17 protein-coding genes and 1 tRNA gene are annotated in these 17,561 nt (G+C 66.3%); 11 read left to right on the forward strand and 7 right to left on the reverse strand.

What is annotated here, in order from left to right:
* The first annotated feature begins 15 nt into the window (after positions 1-15).
* The 3 genes from ABNG04_RS09240 to ABNG04_RS09250 all read left to right on the forward strand — a co-directional run bounded on the left by ABNG04_RS09240 (position 16) and on the right by ABNG04_RS09250 (position 2,226).
* Entirely contained in the window at positions 16-543 is a 528-nt protein-coding gene (locus tag ABNG04_RS09240; protein WP_371162040.1) for a double winged helix-containing putative transcriptional regulator, read from the forward strand.
* Between the two features lie 77 nt (positions 544-620).
* Positions 621-1,814: a potassium channel family protein gene (locus tag ABNG04_RS09245; protein WP_371162042.1), complete on the forward strand. Its 1,194-nt coding sequence runs from the start codon at positions 621-623 to the stop codon at positions 1,812-1,814.
* Positions 1,798-2,226 (forward strand): nuclear transport factor 2 family protein, encoded by a 429-nt coding sequence (locus ABNG04_RS09250; RefSeq protein ID WP_371162044.1) that lies wholly within the window; start codon positions 1,798-1,800, stop codon positions 2,224-2,226. The genes ABNG04_RS09245 and ABNG04_RS09250 overlap by 17 nt, the downstream gene beginning before the upstream one ends.
* Positions 2,227-2,254: 28 nt before the next feature.
* Here ABNG04_RS09250 and ABNG04_RS09255 read toward each other — a convergent pair whose 3' ends face one another.
* On the reverse strand, positions 2,255-3,466 hold the full coding sequence (locus ABNG04_RS09255) for an iron-containing alcohol dehydrogenase family protein (RefSeq protein ID WP_371162046.1): 1,212 nt from the start codon (positions 3,464-3,466) through the stop codon (positions 2,255-2,257).
* A 167-nt stretch (positions 3,467-3,633) separates the two neighbouring features.
* Between ABNG04_RS09255 and gyrB the strand changes: the two genes are divergently transcribed.
* From gyrB to ABNG04_RS09275, 4 genes are all read left to right on the forward strand, one after another.
* A complete protein-coding gene (gene gyrB / locus ABNG04_RS09260; protein WP_371162048.1) occupies positions 3,634-5,550 on the forward strand; it encodes a DNA topoisomerase (ATP-hydrolyzing) subunit B in 1,917 nt (638 codons plus the stop codon).
* Positions 5,547-8,036 (forward strand): DNA gyrase subunit A, encoded by a 2,490-nt coding sequence (gene gyrA, locus ABNG04_RS09265; protein WP_371162050.1) that lies wholly within the window; start codon positions 5,547-5,549, stop codon positions 8,034-8,036. The genes gyrB and gyrA overlap by 4 nt, the downstream gene beginning before the upstream one ends.
* 109 nt (positions 8,037-8,145) lie before the next feature.
* Entirely contained in the window at positions 8,146-8,517 is a 372-nt protein-coding gene (locus ABNG04_RS09270; RefSeq protein WP_371162052.1) for a hypothetical protein, read from the forward strand.
* Between the two features lie 48 nt (positions 8,518-8,565).
* Positions 8,566-10,578, forward strand: a complete 2,013-nt coding sequence (locus ABNG04_RS09275) for an AMP-binding protein (protein WP_371162054.1) — start codon at positions 8,566-8,568, stop codon at positions 10,576-10,578.
* Positions 10,579-10,589: 11 nt separating this feature from the next.
* On the opposite strand, the gene ABNG04_RS09280 is transcribed toward ABNG04_RS09275, so the two are convergent.
* Entirely contained in the window at positions 10,590-11,060 is a 471-nt protein-coding gene (locus ABNG04_RS09280) for a redoxin domain-containing protein (RefSeq protein ID WP_371162056.1), read from the reverse strand.
* A 99-nt stretch (positions 11,061-11,159) separates the two neighbouring features.
* On the opposite strand from ABNG04_RS09280, the gene ABNG04_RS09285 reads away from it, so the two are divergent.
* Positions 11,160-11,435: a Sec-independent protein translocase subunit TatA/TatB gene (locus ABNG04_RS09285; protein ID WP_371162058.1), complete on the forward strand. Its 276-nt coding sequence runs from the start codon at positions 11,160-11,162 to the stop codon at positions 11,433-11,435.
* A gap of 51 nt (positions 11,436-11,486) precedes the next feature.
* Positions 11,487-11,559, forward strand: a tRNA-Arg gene (locus ABNG04_RS09290).
* Between the two features lie 312 nt (positions 11,560-11,871).
* Here the strand turns inward: ABNG04_RS09290 and ABNG04_RS09295 are convergent.
* The 3 genes from ABNG04_RS09295 to ABNG04_RS09305 form a co-directional block, all read right to left on the reverse strand.
* Positions 11,872-12,303, reverse strand: coding sequence for a hypothetical protein (locus ABNG04_RS09295; RefSeq protein ID WP_371162060.1), 432 nt, complete (start codon positions 12,301-12,303; stop codon positions 11,872-11,874).
* Positions 12,300-12,551 carry a ribbon-helix-helix domain-containing protein gene (locus tag ABNG04_RS09300; protein WP_371162062.1) on the reverse strand — a complete coding sequence of 84 codons (252 nt, stop codon included), beginning with the start codon at positions 12,549-12,551 and terminating at the stop codon, positions 12,300-12,302. Before ABNG04_RS09300 ends, ABNG04_RS09295 begins: the two co-directional genes overlap by 4 nt.
* A 315-nt stretch (positions 12,552-12,866) precedes the next feature.
* A complete protein-coding gene (locus ABNG04_RS09305; RefSeq protein ID WP_371162064.1) occupies positions 12,867-13,157 on the reverse strand; it encodes a hypothetical protein in 291 nt (96 codons plus the stop codon).
* A gap of 321 nt (positions 13,158-13,478) precedes the next feature.
* Between ABNG04_RS09305 and ABNG04_RS09310 the strand changes: the two genes are divergently transcribed.
* Positions 13,479-13,631: a hypothetical protein gene (locus ABNG04_RS09310; protein ID WP_371162066.1), complete on the forward strand. Its 153-nt coding sequence runs from the start codon at positions 13,479-13,481 to the stop codon at positions 13,629-13,631.
* Positions 13,632-13,656: 25 nt separating this feature from the next.
* On the opposite strand, the gene ABNG04_RS09315 is transcribed toward ABNG04_RS09310, so the two are convergent.
* A complete protein-coding gene (locus ABNG04_RS09315; protein WP_371162675.1) occupies positions 13,657-14,697 on the reverse strand; it encodes a tyrosine-type recombinase/integrase in 1,041 nt (346 codons plus the stop codon).
* 414 nt (positions 14,698-15,111) lie between these two features.
* Between ABNG04_RS09315 and ABNG04_RS09320 the strand changes: the two genes are divergently transcribed.
* Positions 15,112-16,824, forward strand: a complete 1,713-nt coding sequence (locus ABNG04_RS09320) for a sensor histidine kinase (RefSeq protein ID WP_371162067.1) — start codon at positions 15,112-15,114, stop codon at positions 16,822-16,824.
* Between the two features lie 13 nt (positions 16,825-16,837).
* On the opposite strand, the gene ABNG04_RS09325 is transcribed toward ABNG04_RS09320, so the two are convergent.
* Positions 16,838-17,530 (reverse strand): DUF1405 domain-containing protein, encoded by a 693-nt coding sequence (locus ABNG04_RS09325; RefSeq protein ID WP_371162069.1) that lies wholly within the window; start codon positions 17,528-17,530, stop codon positions 16,838-16,840.
* Positions 17,531-17,561: the final 31 nt, after the last annotated feature.

Here is a 17,561-nt window from a genome sequence, read left to right on the forward strand (position 1 = left end):
GATCCCGCCCCACCGATGCGACTCAAACCCGTTCCCGACCCGCCGGCCGACCTCGACGCGCTCCGCGAGTACCAGCGCGCGGTCCCGCTCGTCCCCGGTGACACCGACGACTGCTGCGCCCGCCTCCGCCGGCGACGCGACCTCCCCGACCGGCAGACGGCGAACGACTGGCTCGCGTTCATGCGCGCGCTCGACCTCGTCGAGGAGACTTCCCGCGGGTTCTCCCGCGCCGACGCCGAGCCGACGCCGGAGCGCGTTCGCGAGGGGCTCCGCGAGGGAGTGCTGCTCGTCCCCGAGGCGCTCGCGGCGCTCGACGACGCCTCGCCCGCAGACCCCGTGACCGCCGCCGACCTCTTCGCTGCGACCCGCGATCGGGTCCCGCGACACGACCGGGCCCGCGACCCCGACTGGGAGGCGACGTGGCGCGACCGCGCGGCCCGGCTGCTCGGCTGGCTCGCGCTCGTCGACCTCGCCGCCCCCGTCGGCGACGATCCGGATTCCCCCGCAGCGGGGACGGGATACGTCGCCGGCGACGCGCGCTGACGTCGGGCGACCGACCGCTCCGTCGGCCGGATCGATCCCGCAACAAACCTTTTACTCGCAGCCGGAGAGGGAGTCGCATGGGACGGTTCGACGAGCGCACGGTCCGCTACGAGCCGACGAGCGTCAAGGACCTGCTCGTCGAGATGAAGGACACGGCGGAGCTGCTGATCGACCTGTCGTACTCCGCGGTCCTTCACGGGAGCCCGACGGTCGCACACGAGGTCGTCGAACTGGAGCACCGGATGGACGTGCTCCAGATGCGCGCCCGGATGAGCCTGATGCTCGCCGCGCGGAACCCGAACGAGGCGGAGACGCTGGCGCCCGTGCTCGGCGTCATCGCCGCCGCCGACAAGATCGCCGACGCCGCGGGCGACATCGCGAAGATCGTCACCGAGGAGATCGGGCTCCCCGAGGCGATGCGTGGCGCGCTCTCCGCGGGCGTGGAGACGCTCGTCCGCGGGACCGTGAGCGATGACTCCGCGTACGCCGGCCGGAGGCTGGACGACGTCGACCTCGAGTCCGAGACCGGCGTGCGCGTCATCGCCGTCCGCCGCGACGAGGACTGGATCCTCAACCCCGGGGCGACCACCCGGTTGGAGGCCGGCGACGTGACCCTGTTGCGCGGGCCCGAGGCGGGCGTCGCTGATGTCTACCCCGAGCTGAGCGGCGAGCCGTACGAGCCGGATCCCGAGGCCGAGCCCGCGATCGACGACTTGGAGCGCGCGGTCGATTCGATCGTGTTGATGAAAAACCTCTCCGAGCTCGCCGTCGACTTGGCGTACGGGTCGGTCCTCTTCGACAACGAGGAGCTCGCGGAGGAGGTGAGCAACCTCGAGATCGAGGTGGACGCGCTCCAGTCGCGCTTCGAGGCGTGGACGCTCCGCGCCGCCGCGGCGGCGGACGACCCGGTGGCGCTGCGCGGGCTCATCCACCTCGGCGTCGCAACCGAGGAGATCTCCGACGCCGCGCTGACGATCACCGAGGGGGTCCTCCGCGACCTCGACGTCCACCCGGTCGTCGAGATGGCCGTTCAGGAGTCCGACGAGATCATCACCCGCACCGTCGTCGGCAGGGGGAGTCGGCTGGAGGGGACCGACGTCGTCGACGGCGTGCCCGCGACCGACATCTCGACGAGCGTGCTGGCGATCCGCCGCCCCGATGACGGGTGGCTGGTCGGCCCCGACATCGACACCACGCTGCGGGGCGGCGACGTGATCATCTCGAAGGGGACCCGGACCTCGGCCGAGGAGTTCGATGCCCTCGCGACGTGACGCGGACGGCCCGGAAGCCGGGCCCGACGCGGACGAACCGAGGGAAGGGTCGCCGGACGAGGACCCCCCGAGCGGAGACGCCGACCCCGCCGCCCTCGCCCGCGCGTACTACAACGCGATCGACGCCGGAGAGTACGACCGGCTCGCGTCGCTGCTCCACCCGGAGTTCGTCCAGCGACGCGCCGACAGGACCTTCGAGGGGCGCGAGCGGTTCGTCGCGTTCATGCGCGACGAGCGGCCGAACACCGACACGACGCACGCGGTCGACGGCGTCTACCCGTCGGGTCCCGGCGTGGCGGTCCGCGGCCGCCTCCTCGATGCCGACGGCGGGGAGTTGTTCGCCTTCGTCGACGTGTTCGACGTCGACGCGGGGCGGTTGAGCACGCTGGAGACGTACGGGGCCGAGTCGTAGTCGGCCGTAGTTCGACAGGGTCGCGAACTCACCACGCGGCGCGCAACACGCCGAGGACCCCCTCCGCGGTCGCGTCGAGGCCGGCCGGCGCGCGCTCCATCGGCGGGTCGTCCGCGACGAACTCGGCGATCGCCGGCAGGTCGTCCTCGTCGGTCTCGGGGAGGTCCCGCAGCCGGGTGGGAACGTCGAGCGCGTCGCGGACCGCGGCGACCGCCGCGACGACATCCTCCGCGATTGCGGCGTCGTCGCGGCCGTCGGTTCGGACCCCGAGCCCCGCGGCCAGCGCCCGTCGGCTCGCGTCGACCTCATCAAAGAGGTACGCTAGTGCGTGCGGCGCGACGACGGCGTGTATCGCGCCCTGCTGGACGTCGTAGCGCCGGGCGAACCCGTGGCCGAAGGCGTGGATCACGCTTATTTTCCGGTCGAGTTGGACGAGCAGCGACCCCACGACCGCGCGGTCGGTTGCGCGCTCGCCGCCCGGCTCGTCGCCGGCCACGCGGGGGAGCGCGTCGGCGAGGAGGCGGAGCCCGTGGACCGCGGCCGCGTCGCTCACCGGGTCGGCGTCCCGGGCGTACGTGGTCTCAATCCCCTTGTTGAAGCCGTTCATCGCCGACCCGGCCAGCACCGAGGTCGGCGTCGTCTCGAACAGCGCTGGGTCGGCGACGTCCGCGATCGGCCACGCACCGCTCCCGCTGACGTTCACCGGCTGCCCGGTCGGGGACTCGTCGGCCGCGAACACCTCCAGCGACCCGCCGGTCGAGACGTCCGCGCCGGCGAAGGTCGTCGGGACGACGACGAACGGGAGGGCCGGGCCGCGCTCCGGCGCGAGCTCCCCGAGCGCGTCTCCGCCGGCTTCCGCGTCGGCGCGGAGCTCGTCGAGGTCCCGGCCGTCGGCCGCGAGGAGCGTCGCCTGCCTGGCGACGTCGAGACTCGCACCCCCGCCGACGGCGACGAGGACGTCCGCCCCCGCCTCCGCCCGCGCATCGAGGAGGTCGTAGGCGGTCTCGACCCGCTTGTCCGGGGTGGTCCCGTCGAAGATCCCGGCGAAGCGGTCCCCGAGCCCCTCGCGGATCGGGTCCATCAGCGCGTGGTTCGCGCCCGTGTTCGACCCACAGACGATCATGGCGTCGTCGAGGCCGCGCTCGGCGAGCCAGTCGCCGAGGCCGGCGACACGCCCCCGTCCGTACCGGATCTCGCAGCCGCGGTGAACGTGTTCGAAGGAGTCCGCGATCGGTAGCATCGACGGCCGGTACGCGCGCGGCGGGCTTGTAGCTGTGGGAAGAGTACACATACAACAGGCACGCCCGCGGGTCGCCTCTGCTCGCCCGTCAGTCCCGTCTCGGGTCCCACGCCCGCGCGCGTGCGCCGACTTTATAACCCGACAGCGACTAGCGAGGGTAAGTTCCTATGTCAGAGCAGAGCAAATACGGAGCCGGCCAAATTCAGGTCCTCGAGGGCCTACAGGCCGTCCGTAAGCGACCGGCGATGTACATCGGGTCCACGGACGGTCGGGGGCTCCACCATCTCGTCTACGAGGTCGTCGACAACTCCATCGACGAGGCCCTCGCGGGCTACTGCGAGGAGATCGAAGTACGAATCCACGACGACGGCTCCGTCTCCGTCAGCGACGACGGGCGCGGCATCCCCGTCGACACCCACGAGGAGTACGACCGCCCCGCGCTCGAGGTCATCCTGACCGTCCTCCACGCCGGCGGGAAGTTCGACTCCAAGTCGTACCAGGTCTCCGGCGGGCTCCACGGCGTCGGCGTCAGCGTCGTCAACGCCCTCTCAGAGCGGCTCGAGGTCGAGGTCAAACGCGACGGGGGCGTCTTCCGGCACCGGTTCGCTCGCGGCGAACCCGCCGAGGACGGGTTCGAACGCGTCCGCGACATGGACGCCGGCGAGTCGACCGGGACGGAGATCCGGTTCTGGCCCGACGAGGAGATCTTCGAGACGACCGACTTCCAGACCTCCACGCTCGCGAATCGACTCCGCGAACTCGCCTTCCTCAACTCCGGAGTCAAGATCCGACTCGTCGACGACCGCGACGACACCGCCGAGACGTTCCGCTACGACGGCGGCATCCGCGAGTTCGTCGAGTACCTCAACGAGACGCGCTCGCCGATCCACGAGGACATCATCTACTTCGAGGGCGAGAGCGACGGCGTCCACGTCGAGGTCGCGATGCAGGCGACAGAGGAGCTCCAGGGGTCCGTCCACGCGTTCGCGAACAACATCAACACCCGCGAGGGCGGCACCCACCTCACCGGCTTCAAGACGGCCCTCACGCGGACCGTCAACGACTACGCGAACGAGCACGGGCTCGTCAACGACCTCGACGCCAACCTCAAGGGCGAAGATGTCCGCGAGGGGCTCACCGCGGTCGTCTCGGTGAAGCACCCGGACCCGCAGTTCGAGGGACAGACGAAGACGAAGCTCGGCAACAGCGAGGTCCGCGGCGTCGTCGAGTCCGCGACCCACGAGAAGCTCGGCACCTTCTTCGAGGAGAACCCCGACACCGCCGAGAAGGTCGTCCACAAGGCCGCCGAGGCGGCGCGCGCCCGGAAGGCCGCGAAGAAGGCCGAGGAGCTCACCCGACGCAAGTCGGCGCTGGAGTCGACCGCGCTGCCCGGCAAGCTGGCCGACTGTCAGACCCGCGACCCGACCGAGGCGGAGCTGTTCGTGGTCGAGGGCGACTCCGCGGGCGGCTCGGCCAAGCAGGGCCGGAACCGCGAGAACCAGGCGATCCTCCCCCTTAAAGGGAAGATCCTCAACGTCGAGAAACACCGGCTCGACCGCATCCTGGAGAACGACGAGATCCGCGCGCTGATCACCGCGATCGGCGCGGGCATCGGCGAGGAGTTCGACATCGACGACGTCCGGTACAACAAGATCATCCTGATGACTGACGCCGATGTCGACGGCGCGCACATCCGGACGCTGCTGCTCACTCTCCTGTACCGCCACATGAAGCCCCTCCTCGAGGCGGGCTACGTGTACGCGGCCCAGCCGCCCCTCTACCGCGTCCGCTACCGCGGCAACACGTACGACGCGATGACCGAGGCGGAGCGCGACCGGATCGTGGAGGAGAAGTGCGACGGCAACCCGACCCAGGTCCAGCGGTTCAAGGGGCTCGGCGAGATGAACCCCGAACAGCTGTGGGACACCACGATGGACCCGACGAACCGCCGGCTCAGGCGGATCAACGTCGACGACGCGGCGGCCGCCGACCGCATGTTCAACGTGCTGATGGGTGACGCGGTTGAGCCGCGCAAGCAGTTCATCAAGGAGCACGCGACCGAAGCGGAGTGGGTAGACATATGAGCTCGGAGAGTCCCGACGCCGACCCCGGCGACGTCCGCGCCGCACAGGTGACGAACGCTCGCATCGAAGACGAGATGGAGCAGTCGTACATCGACTACGCGATGTCCGTCATCGCGGGTCGCGCGCTCCCCGACGTGCGCGACGGGCTCAAGCCCGTCCACCGTCGGATCCTCTTCGCGATGAACGAGGCGGGCGTGACGAGTAACTCCGCGCATCGCAAGTCCTCCTCAGTGGTCGGTGAGACGATGGGTGACTACCACCCGCACGGCGACAGCGCCATCTACGACACGCTCGCCCGGATGGCGCAGGACTTCTCGATGCGCTACCCGCTCGTCGACGGGCAGGGGAACTTCGGCTCCGTCGACGGCGACCCGCCGGCCGCCATGCGGTACACGGAGGCTCGGATGGCCCCCATCGCCGAGGAGCTCATGGCGGACATCGAGCGCGACACCGTCGACTTCCAGGCGAACTACGACGACCGCCTCGAGGAGCCCGAAGTGCTGCCCGCGGCGTTCCCGAACCTGCTCGTCAACGGTTCCTCGGGCATCGCGGTCGGAATGTCGACGAACATCCCGCCGCACAACCTCGGCGAGGTAGTCGACGCCACCGTCGAGCTGATCGAGACCCCGGATGCGACCGTCGAGGACCTGATGGAACACGTCAAGGGCCCCGACTTCCCGACCGGCGCGAACATCGTCGGGCGGAACGCGGTCCACAAGGCGTACAAGACGGGCCGCGGACGGATCCGCGTCCGCGCGGAGTTCGAGGTCCACGAGGAGGAAGGCCGGATCGTCATCAGCGAGCTCCCCTTCCAGCAGAACAAGTCGCGGCTCGTCGAGCGCATCGCCGAGGACGTCAACGAGGGCGCGATCGAGGGGATCCGCGACCTCCGCGACGAGTCCGACCGGGACGGGATCCGGATCGTCGTCGAGCTCAAGCGCGACGCGATGGCGGAGGTCGTCAAGAACCAGCTGCTCGAGAGTCACCTCGAACGCACGTTCGGCGTCATCAACCTCGCCTTAGTCGACGGCTCGCCGCAGGTGCTCGACCTCAAGCAGACGCTCGAACACTACGTCGACCACCGCCGCGAGGTCGTGCGCCGGCGCTCCGAGCACGAGCTCGCCGAGCGCGAGGAGCGCGCGCACATCCTCGAGGGGCGCCTGAAGGCCCTCGACAACGTCGACAGCGTCGTCGAGACGATCCAGGACTCCGACGACCGCGACGCCGCGAAGGCCGCGCTGGAGTCGACGTTCGAGTTCACCGAGGCGCAGGCGGCCCACATCGTCCGGATGCAGCTCGGTTCGCTCACTTCGATGGAGACGGCGGAGATCGAAGAGGAGTACGAAGAGGTGAACGCGCGGATCGAGCGGCTGGAGACGATCCTCTCCGACCTGGGTGAGCTCGATCAGGTGATCGTCGACGAGCTCCAGGAGATCAAAGACGAGTACGACGACGAGCGCCGGACGAGCTTCATCGAGGACGCGGGCGACGTGACCCACGAGGACCTCATCCCCGAGGAGGAATGCGTCGTCGTGATGAGCGAGGACGACTACATCAAGCGGATGTCGCTCGACACGTTCCGCGCGCAGAACCGCGGCGGCAAGGGGATCATCGGCACGGGGCTCAAGGAGGGCGACCGGGTCTCCTCCGTGTTCGCGGCCAACTCCCACGACTACCTCCTCGTCTTCACGAATCAGGGCCAGATCTACGAACTGAAGACCTACGAGATCCCGGAGATGTCCCGCACGGCGCGCGGGAAGTCCGCGGTCAACCTCCTCGACCTCGACGACGGCGAGGAGATCGAGTCGGTCGTCAACACCGAGGACTTAGACGACGACGAGTACCTCACGATGGTCACCCGCGGCGGGTACATCAAGCGAACCGCGGTCGACGAGTTCGGCAACATCCGCTCGACCGGGATCCGGGCGATCCGGCTGGAGGACGGCGACGAGCTCGTCGACGTCGAGGTGACCGACGGCGACGCGGACATCGTCATCGGCAGCCGGAACGGGATGGCGATCCGGTTCGCGGAGTCCGAGGCGCGCGCCATGGGCCGCACGGCCCGCGGCGTCATCGGCATCGACCTCCGCGAGGGCGACGCCGTCGCCGGCGTCGCCGCCATCGACGACGAGTACCACAACTGGGTGCTCACCGTCACCGAGAACGGCTACGGGAAGCGCTCCGACATCGACGAGTATCGCCCGCAGTCGCGGAACGGCAAGGGGCTCGTCGATATCAAGACCGGCGACCGGAACGGGCAGGTCGTCGCCATCGAGGCGGTCACCCACAGCGACCACCTGGTCGCGATGAGCGCCGACGGGCAGATCATGCGGACCCGCGTCGAGGAGGTCTCGACGGTGAGCCGCAACACGAAGGGAGTGATCGTGATGAACCTCGACCCCGACGACGAGGTCGCCTCCGTCGACATCGTCCCCGAGTCGGTCCACGCCGCCGCGGACGCCGACGCGGAGGCGGACGACGAGTAACGACCGCGCCGACCCGCTCTCATTTTCCGTTCGCTTTCCCGCTTCCGACACTCCGAGTAGGGAGCGTCGCCTGTGCGGGGTTGAAGTCCCATTACGACGAATGGTCCCCATGGAGCGACGAAGCCTCCTCGCCGCGGGGGCCGGCGCCTTCACCGCCGCCACCGCCGGCTGCCTCGGACTCGGCGACGCCGAGCCGGGGCGACTCGACCTGACGGTGCGCAACGACGGCGACGCGCCCGTCGACGTGGCGGTGGTCGTCGGGGGCGCGGACGGAACCACGTACGCCGACGAGTCCGACCGCGTCGCGAGGGCGTTCGCGGTGACCGTCGGCGAGAGCGGGCGGCACGAGGCGGCGGTGACGGGCACTGACTGGGAGGGCCGGCTAGCGTGGGACGCGGGCACCTGCGCGCTGTACGACGGGCGGGTCGCGGTCGACGTCGAGACGGTCGCGGGCGCGGGCGAGTGCGCCGACTCCCGGTGAGTCTTTCAGGAAAGTTACTTACTCTCGCCGCGAAAATCCACGGCCGAGATGGACGAGTACGAGGGGACAGACGAGGTCGTACACGAGCCGAGCGAGGCCTTCGCCGAGTCAACGAACGTCGCCGCGTTCATGCGCGAGTACGGGGTCGACGACTACGACGAACTGATCGAACGCACCACGTCGGACGTTCCGGGCGAGCCCGAGTCGGGCGTCGACTGGTTCTGGGACGAGATCGTCGACTATCTCGACGTCGAGTTCTACAGCGACTACGACGCAGTCCGCGACGACGCCGACGGGCCGCAGTTCTCGGACTGGTACCCCGGTGGCGAGGTCAACGTCGCGCACAACGTCGTCGACCGCCACGCCGCTGTCGACTCGCCGAACCGAAACCGCGTCGCGCTGATCTGGGAGGGTGAGCCCGGCGACGTCCGGGAGATTACCTTCCACGAGCTCCGCCGGCAGAGCGACCGCGTCGCAAACTACCTGACGGAGGCGGGGATCGAGACCGGCGACACCGTCGGGCTGTACATGCCGATGGTGCCCGAGGTCGTCTCGATCCTCTACGGCTGTCTGAAGATCGGCGCGATCGCCGTGCCGATCTTCTCCGGCTTCGGCCGGGAGGCGACTGCGACGCGGATCGACGACGCGGAGCCGTCCGTGCTGTTCACCGGCGACGGCTTCTACCGGCGGGGCGACGAGGTCCGGTTGAAGTCGACCGCGGACGAGGCGATCGCGGACGCCGGCCACGTCGAGGAGGTCGTCGTCTACGACCGGTTGGGAGCGACCCCGGCCGGCGATTCCGCGGATCCCGTTCCGTGGACCGACGGACGGGACCGGACGTGGGAGGCGGCGGTTGGCTCGCAGCCCGCCGCGTACGAGACGAAACACCTCCCGAGCGATCAAGAATCGATGCTCCTCTACTCATCGGGGACGACCGGCACGCCCAAGGGGATCGTCCACACCCACGCCGGCGTCCTCACGCAGTGCGCGAAGGAGATCCACTTCGGCTTCGATCAAAAGCCCGCGGACCGGTTCTTCTGGGTCTCCGACATTGGCTGGATGATGGGCCCGTGGACGCTGATCGGCAACCACGCGTTCGGCGGCACGGTGGTGATGTACGAGGGCGCACCTGACCACCCGGAGCCCGACCGCTTCTGGGAGCTGATCGACCGACACGGCGTCACCCAGTTCGGCATCTCGCCGACCGCGATCCGCGCGCTCCGCAAGCACGGGGACGAGTGGGTCGAGGGCCACGACCTCTCATCGCTCCGGATCCTGGGCTCCACCGGCGAGCCGTGGGACCCGGAGTCGTGGCGCTGGTTCCACGACGCGGTCGGCGGCGGCGACTGTCCCATTGTCAACATCTCCGGCGGGACGGAGATCTGCGGCTGCTTCCTGATGCCGATGCCGAACCAGCCGCTGAAACCCTGTACGCTCGGCGGGCCGGGGCTCGGGATGGACATCGACATCGTCGACGAGTCCGGCGAGTCGGTGAAGGATTCGGGTGAACGCGGCTACCTCGTCGCGCGCGACTCCTGCCCGTCGATGACCAAGTCGCTGTGGTCGGGCAACGAGCGCTACCTTGACGAGTACTGGTCGACGTGGCCCGACCTGTGGGACCACGGCGACTTCGCACAGCAGGACGCGGACGGCTTCTGGTTCCTCCACGGGCGCGCCGACGACGCCCTGAACGTGGCGGGGCGGAAGGTCGGGCCGGCCGAGATCGAGGGCGTGCTCATCGACCACGACGCCGTCAACCAAGCCGCGGCCGTCGGCGTCCCCGACGACACCACCGGAACCGCGGTCGTCGCCTACGTCGTCCTCGAACCGGGCGTCGACCCGAGCGACGACCTCCGCGGGGAGCTCCGCGCGCTGGTCGGCGACGAACACGGTAAGCCGTTCCGGCCGCGCGAACTGCTGTTCGTCGACGCCTTCCCGAAGACGCAGTCGGGGAAGATCATCCGGCGCGCGATCGAGTCGGTGTACAACGACGAGGACCCCGGCGACCTCTCCTCGATGGAGAACCCCGAGGCGCTGGAGTCGCTCCGCGATCCGGCCTGAGCCGGGGGCGCTCAGGCCGCCGCGTCCGCCACCGCCTCGGCGAGCGCGTCGTATTCCGGCTCCTGTCCGGCGTTGTCCGCCAGCCAGCGGTACGTGATGGTGCCGTCCGCGTCGATCACGAAGATCGCGCGCTGCGCGACCGTCTCCACGCCGTAGTGTTCGAAGTCCTCGACGACGTCGTACGCCTCGATCGCGCGGTGGTCGGGGTCGGCGACGAGCGCGAACGGGAGGTCGTACTGGGCGCGGTACGCGGTGAGGGCGTGCGGGAGGTCGGTGCTCACGCCGAACAGCGCACAGTCGTTGCGGTCGAACCCGTCGCGGAGCGCCTCCATCTCGTCGGTACAGGTGTTCGAGAAGGCGGCGGGGAAGAAGGCGAGCACGACCGGCTCGTCGCCGAGGTGCTCAGAGAGTTCGAACGGCGCGATGTCGCCGTCCACGATCGATCCGGTGAAGTCTGGGGCGTCGTCGCCGATGCCGGGCATATCGAGACATCCATCGCCGGGCGTATCACCGTTTCGGGGACGGATCCACCCTCCGAGGCAAAAAGACTATAGTCGCCACAGGGTTACAGCGGAGTAGAGATGGTAAGTTCGATACCACTGATCGGCGGTATTCCGGCGGGGCCGGAGCTCCTCATCATCCTGCTCGTGCTGGTCCTGCTGTTCGGGGCGAACAAGATCCCGAAGCTCGCCCGGTCGACCGGGCAGGCGATGGGCGAGTTCAGGAAGGGCCGCGAACAGGTCGAGGAAGAGCTTCAGGAGATGCAAGACGGCGAGCAGGCCGACTCGACGCTCGACGACGACGACGAGGAGTTCGACGACCTCGAGACCGAGACCGACAAAGAAACCAGCGCGTAATCTGGCCCCGACGCCGACCGATCACCGCTGTACCGTTTTTTCGCTCGTTCTGGGCGCGTGGCCTAGCGGACAGGGCGAGAGGTTCCTAACCTCTCGATCGCGGGTTCAAATCCCGCCGTGCCCGTTCACCGTATACACGGTTAGGAATGACCGTAAGGCGCGGGATTCACACCCTTAATCAAGAGGTTAGGAACCTCGCGCCCGTTCAGTCACGTACCGCGGGTTGGCGCTGTCTCGGTGTTTCCTCGATTGGAATCGCCTGTGGCAAAACATTACCGCCGTGACTATGGCATCCGATCCAACGTGCGAGAACGATAGAGACGGATTACAAGCGGCGTAAGAGCCGCGAGAACGAGAATAATAGCGATGATAGTATCAACACGGGAGTCAGTCAGATACAGCCTGTGTGCGTATCGAAGGGACTGTAAGACAGACATCACTCACTAGACAACGTTTCCTCGCCGTTTCCGGTTGGGTCAAGTGATACCTCATACTCGCCGTCATCGTATACTGTCACATCGGCGTGTCGCCAGTCCGTATCCGTATCTGCCATAGCCGTGATCGCGGCGTAGAGTTCCGCGATGGAACCTTCGAGCTGGTTGATCCGTTCTCGGTGATCCTCTGTGTTTGTTTCAAGCGGCTCAACACGTTCGCTAGACACTAACCCGTATTCGTCGGGCGTATCGATCACGTCAGAGATGAGCCTTACAGCAGATTCCAGATCCATTTCTGCGCCGTACAAACTTACTGTTGAATCCTCTGTACTACTGTTCTCCTGTTCCTGTGTGGCTTCTGACGGCGTTGTATCCGATTCTACGGTATCCGGTTCCTGAGGCTCGTCAACGGCGTTAGGTTTGTTAAGAGTCATTCTCTCGCATTCATTACCACTGGCTTATCACAGTGGGGACAGTCCAGTTTTTCACGGCGGCTATCCCGATAGTCATCGAGGATCCGCCGGATCAATTCAGCACGGTTAATTCCGAATTCTCGGGCCTCTGCTTCAAGAAACTCTTGCATCGACCGATCCACGCGGATCGTGACGCAGAGCTCTCCCTGACAACGGGACATACTATTACTTGGTTTACCACTGGGTAATAATACTTCGGCTGAATACATCCCGCAACAACCGAATACTGTACGATTTCAACGTACCCGCCGGGCTTTTGCGGCTAGAGATCGAGTACCCTGTAACGAGCGCAGTCGTGAGATGGGTTAGGTTCACGGTGACGACGAAAGGAGTCAGTGAGGTTCCCGAAACCGATGAAGCCGTGCGATCCAGTTCGGAAACATGAACCGAATTACAGTAGCCGTGAAGGACCGACAGATAGGAAGCGTTTCCTGAATAACGGATCGGATCAGGATCGTTGTTAACGCACGTACTGTAACGTAACGGAATGGATCAGTAACTACAGAGCCGTTCGATTCTACCTGTTACTGTGATACGTCGATCTCGTAGCTCATACTCGCGTCGACAGAGAGTTCGTTACAGTCCAATATTTCGGCAATTTCAGGGGCGGTAAGCGATCCTCTCTCGGTGGCGGCTTTCATGAGATCGTCTAGTGCTCCGACACGTTCCCCGTAATCGACTGCGCCCATGTGAAGATAGTATTCTGCGGCGACGTCGATCGCGCCGGATTTGCTATTCTTTCCGGTCGCTTCTTTCAATCGCTCGATCCGGCGTTCGCGGGCGTCTGTAAGACGCATACGCATTGAATCAGGCATACGTCAATGTGAACACGTGACGGCTAAGAAGGATTTGAGTGGGTCACACAAACCGCTATATTCCCGTCTATCAGGGGTGATCCGGTCTTATCGGCAGCTCCGATATAGATTATCGCCGCGATCTCACTGGTTCGTGAACACGGGATCGGCGGGGTACGTGTTCAATATTGGAGGAAGGTTGATCCGCGACGTGTTACCCCATGGGCTTACAGGAAAGGGCCGGACTCGGGACTATGTACTGATGTAGCGCTATTACTGTAACCTGTAATCTGTAACTTGTACAAACGCGGTTCTAAGTGGTGTTAGACACACGTTTTGGCTGTGATGGACGAAATAAACATCACCGTGGAAGTACCGGATGACGTTCGACGTGAGGCGCAACGAGAAGCGGCGAAAGGTAACGGAAACGTCGTTGATCAGGTCGTTGATCGACTCGATTGGTCATGGAAAAAGAACCCAAGGGACGACGATTGAACGCGGATAAACCGATTTGAGACGGCTACACGTTATTTAGGTATCCCCGTCTCTGTTCCACTTTCTGTTCCTCTGGCCGCCGATCGTAGTGATCATCGAGAACGTCACGAGAGACGTTCATACGGTCACATACGACTTCTTCAGGTACGTCCGACGCGAGAAAATGCGTTATTGACCCACGACGGATCGCATGGGTACCATGTGAAGATGGACACTTACTCGCCGCGTGACCACCGTTTCCCGTCGCTTCGCAGGTATCCGGATCCCGTCCATGTGGACAGTCTCCGATTTCGCAGGGTCTTGTGAGACGGTAGACGTACCGACGTGTTGACGCCCGCGAGAGACGCCCGTGATTCGACGCTAAGAGTGGTTCACGGTCGTAGTCATCCGTTACATCCGGGCGATTGTATTCGATCCAATCATCCAGTAACTCGCACGTTTTCGTTTTGAGAGCGAGATACCGCTCCCCTTCTGTCTGATTTTTTAGCGGTGTATCTGATTCGGGACGATGGTACAGCTCGATCCGAGAACGATCCGGCTTGTAGTCGTTAAGATCGATAGCACGGACGCCACCGAGTCGGATCCCGGTACGCCACAGTAACGCCATGATAACGTGACCGAGTGAAGCGTATCGGTACCGCCCGAGAAATGACAGTATCTCTTTCGCCTGTTCGGGCTTGATACGTTCGTCTCGCTGGTTCTCTCGGGCTTTGAGAGTCGGGCTAAGGACTTTCTCGTGTAGGTTCTCAGGTACCGCTTCAATCGATTCACAGAAGCGTATGAACACCCGGATCGTATCCATTTGCGTCTTGAGTGTTGCTGGTGCTAGATCCCCATCATCCCGTCTCCATGCTTTGTATGCCGCGAGATCGCGTCCTGAGAGTGTTTCCATACTCTGAATACCTTCTTGATCGCACCACCGGAGAAAGGGATTTAACCGATACTCATGTGACTGTAATGATGCCGACGCAAGATCGCCGCGTCGGTGATCCAGATACAATTCAACCGCGTTGGTTGGTGTCGTGTGTTCCGTCATGGCTGGCTGGAACCGTGACAGACCAACCATCGCGGGTTCAAATCCCGCCGTGCCCGTGACTTCGCTCCACTCAGCCACGAGCACGGCTGACCCCCGCTCACTCGCTTCGCTCGTTCGCGTGGATCCCGCCGCGCCCGCTATCTGCGAACGAAGTGAGCAGTAACGGCGCAAACGGATTTGAAGCCTATCGGTCGCGCGCAGCGAAGGGAGTGACGAAGGTTGGAACCCCGCCGCGCTCTCCCGCTCGTGTGGGTCTCGCCGGGGCACCGCCACCGGAGGCGGCCAGTGGGTTATCAGACCTGATGATTTGGGTGACGGGGTTTTACCGGCCGAAACGGTTCCTAACCGTATGTCGGACCCGGTCCAAATCAAACTGGGTACCGGTCGGACTGCGAGGTCACGACCGGACGCTGTCGCGATGGTTCGTCAGGAGGAGCCGAGGCTATGATCGGCGCTTGGGAATCTGTGATCGGTGATGTCGTCCTCGTCGGAACGCTCGTCGCGGCCGTCGGACTGGCGACGTTCGGCGGAGTCGTTTGGCGCCGCCACGACGTCCCCGGTGCGAAGTGGCTGACTGCCTCGATAGCCGGCCAAGCGGTCTTCTGCGGGGCGATCGGCGTCGGGTTCCTCTTCGGCGACCTCGGAACCCGCCTCGCACTGGACATCACTGCGTGGGTCGGACTCTCATGGGTTCCCGTTCCGTATCTCGGGTTCACCGTGGCGTACAGCGGCCGCCGCGACCTCTCGTCTCACACCGCGGGCCGGCTGCTCTTGGCGTATCCCATCGCGTCGACTGCGATCATGGTGACGGCGCCGTTCCACGAGCTACTCTGGGCCGACGTGGCGGTCGTCAGACAGTTCGGGCTCTTCACGGTGCGGCACCAGTTGACCGGCGTCGGGATAGCGCTGATCGGAACGGGGCTGCTCATCGTACTGATCGGGGTCGTGGTCCTGGCCGAGACGGCGATTCAGTACGAGCGGTATCGGACCGAGGCCGCGACGCTGGTCGCGAGCAGCCTCCCGGCGACCGTCGCGACGGGGTCGCTGTTCGCGCCGGGCGCGACGGGCCTCCCGAACCTCGTTCCGCTGTCGTACCTCCCCCAGCTGTTCGCGTTCTGGTACGCGGTCGTCAGGACCGACGCCTTCGAGTATGCGCCGGCCGCGCGCCGCGCAGCGGCAGACGGCTCGCTCGACCGACTCAGCTTCCCCGTCGTGCTCGTCGCGCTCGACCGGACGGTGATCGACTTCAACGAGGCGGCGGCCGAGGCGTTCGGCGCCGACGCCGACTCGATCCGTTCGCCGTTGACCGAACTCGTGGGGCGGGCCGTCCCGCTCGACGAGGAAACGACGATCAGGGTCCGGGCCGCCGATCGCCGCCGCCGGTTCGCGGTCCGTCCTGCTCCGGTGACGAACCGGTCCGGGACGACCGTGGCTCACAGCGTCGCCTTCCAAGACGTCACCCTCCAGCGGCGCCGGGAGCAGCGGCTGGACGTTCTCAACCGCGTTCTCAGGCATAACATCCGTAACGACCTGAATGTCGTGGTGGGGAACGTGCGGCTAGCGCGCGAGTCGCCATCCGGTGACTCCGCGGCGTCCTTGGAGGCCGCCGAGCGGCGCGGGCAGGCGCTGATCGAGCTCGCCGAGGAGGCTCGTCGGGTGGAGGGGATGCTCGACGTGCTCGGCGACCGGCATGAGCGGATCGAACTGCGTTCGTTCCTCGCGGAGGCGGTGGAGACGGCCCAGCCGTCAGCGGCCTCGTCGGTTGAATCGGAGTCGGTCGCCGTCTGGGGTGACGAGGTCGTTCTCCGCACCGCTGTCGGCTCGTTGGAGAAGACGGTGCGACGGGAGACCGACAATGAACTCTCGGTCAGGGTCACGGCGCGTCCGGCGGAGGCCATCGGAGACGGTGGGACCCGCGGAGCCCGCCGCGGGACGGTCGCGGTGGAGTTCGACACCGGCGAATCGCTGCCGGAACACGAGGTGGAGGCGCTGCGGGCCGGGACCGAGACGGCACTGAACCACGCGACCGGGCTCGCCCCGTGGACGGCGCGCTGGGGAGTCGAGGCTGTCGGCGGCGAGTTGCGATTCGACCGAGAGGCGACCGCGACGCTACTGCTTCCGCGCGCGGGCTGCCCGAAAAGCGACGCGGCGGAGTGAGGCTCGCGGGAGGTTACTCCGGGTCGAGCCGCCGGAACGACCGCGACGCGAGCGCGACCGACCCGACCGCGATCACGAGCGTCGCGGCGGCGAGGCCGAGGCCGGGCTCGTACAGCAGCGGCGGGTGGTAGCCGACCCAGTAGTCGACGACGGCATTCACGACGCCGAGCCCCAGCGCCGCGGCGAGCGCGCCGCGGGTCGTCCGGCCGAACGCGGGAAACAGGAGTGCGAGCCCAACGAACAGCAGGTGCGTACCGATCACGCCCCAGTAGTAGATCCAGGCGTCCGGCGCGGCGACGTACTCGCCGAACGCGAGATTCAGCGAGACGAGCGGCCAGAGGCCGAACTGGACCAGCCAGACGAACGCGAACGTGTGGAGATACGCCAACCCCCGCGAGGTCGGGGTATCTGCGGTGATGTCGCCGCCGCGCCACACGGCCGACGCGACGCTCGCGAGGACGCCGCCGCCGAGCGCGACCGCGACCGCAGAGTCGGCGTACAGCGGCCAGAGGGCGACCGGAACCTCGTCCGCCGTGGGCGTGTAGTAGCCGACCCCCACGGCGAACATGAACGCGGTGAACGCGCAGACGACGGCGAGGCTCCGCGGCGTCCCGAGCAGCTCCTCGGCCACCGCCGCCCGGACCCGCCGCCTGATCGCGGGCCGTCGGAGTCGCCGGAGCCGTCGGAATCGATCGGCGGGTGACACGACCAGAGATCGGTGCGCAGGGGATTAAAAT

Origin of the sequence: Halorubrum miltondacostae (assembly GCF_041379815.1) — an archaeon.
In the GTDB taxonomy this organism is placed as follows: Archaea; Halobacteriota; Halobacteria; order Halobacteriales; family Haloferacaceae; genus Halorubrum; species Halorubrum miltondacostae.

Coding starts and splice junctions, on each gene's coding strand:
- ABNG04_RS09305 (WP_371162064.1), bottom strand. CDS start 13,157: ATGCCTGATTCAATGCGTATGCGTCTTACAGACGCCCGCGAACGCCGG.
- ABNG04_RS09300 (WP_371162062.1), bottom strand. CDS start 12,551: ATGTATTCAGCCGAAGTATTATTACCCAGTGGTAAACCAAGTAATAGT.
- ABNG04_RS09245 (WP_371162042.1), top strand. CDS start 621: ATGGGACGGTTCGACGAGCGCACGGTCCGCTACGAGCCGACGAGCGTC.
- ABNG04_RS09275 (WP_371162054.1), top strand. CDS start 8,566: ATGGACGAGTACGAGGGGACAGACGAGGTCGTACACGAGCCGAGCGAG.
- ABNG04_RS09315 (WP_371162675.1), bottom strand. CDS start 14,697: ATGGTTGGTCTGTCACGGTTCCAGCCAGCCATGACGGAACACACGACA.
- ABNG04_RS09320 (WP_371162067.1), top strand. CDS start 15,112: ATGATCGGCGCTTGGGAATCTGTGATCGGTGATGTCGTCCTCGTCGGA.
- ABNG04_RS09250 (WP_371162044.1), top strand. CDS start 1,798: ATGCCCTCGCGACGTGACGCGGACGGCCCGGAAGCCGGGCCCGACGCG.
- gyrB (WP_371162048.1), top strand. CDS start 3,634: ATGTCAGAGCAGAGCAAATACGGAGCCGGCCAAATTCAGGTCCTCGAG.
- ABNG04_RS09280 (WP_371162056.1), bottom strand. CDS start 11,060: ATGCCCGGCATCGGCGACGACGCCCCAGACTTCACCGGATCGATCGTG.
- ABNG04_RS09240 (WP_371162040.1), top strand. CDS start 16: ATGCGACTCAAACCCGTTCCCGACCCGCCGGCCGACCTCGACGCGCTC.
- ABNG04_RS09285 (WP_371162058.1), top strand. CDS start 11,160: ATGGTAAGTTCGATACCACTGATCGGCGGTATTCCGGCGGGGCCGGAG.
- ABNG04_RS09255 (WP_371162046.1), bottom strand. CDS start 3,466: ATGCTACCGATCGCGGACTCCTTCGAACACGTTCACCGCGGCTGCGAG.
- gyrA (WP_371162050.1), top strand. CDS start 5,547: ATGAGCTCGGAGAGTCCCGACGCCGACCCCGGCGACGTCCGCGCCGCA.
- ABNG04_RS09295 (WP_371162060.1), bottom strand. CDS start 12,303: ATGACTCTTAACAAACCTAACGCCGTTGACGAGCCTCAGGAACCGGAT.
- ABNG04_RS09270 (WP_371162052.1), top strand. CDS start 8,146: ATGGAGCGACGAAGCCTCCTCGCCGCGGGGGCCGGCGCCTTCACCGCC.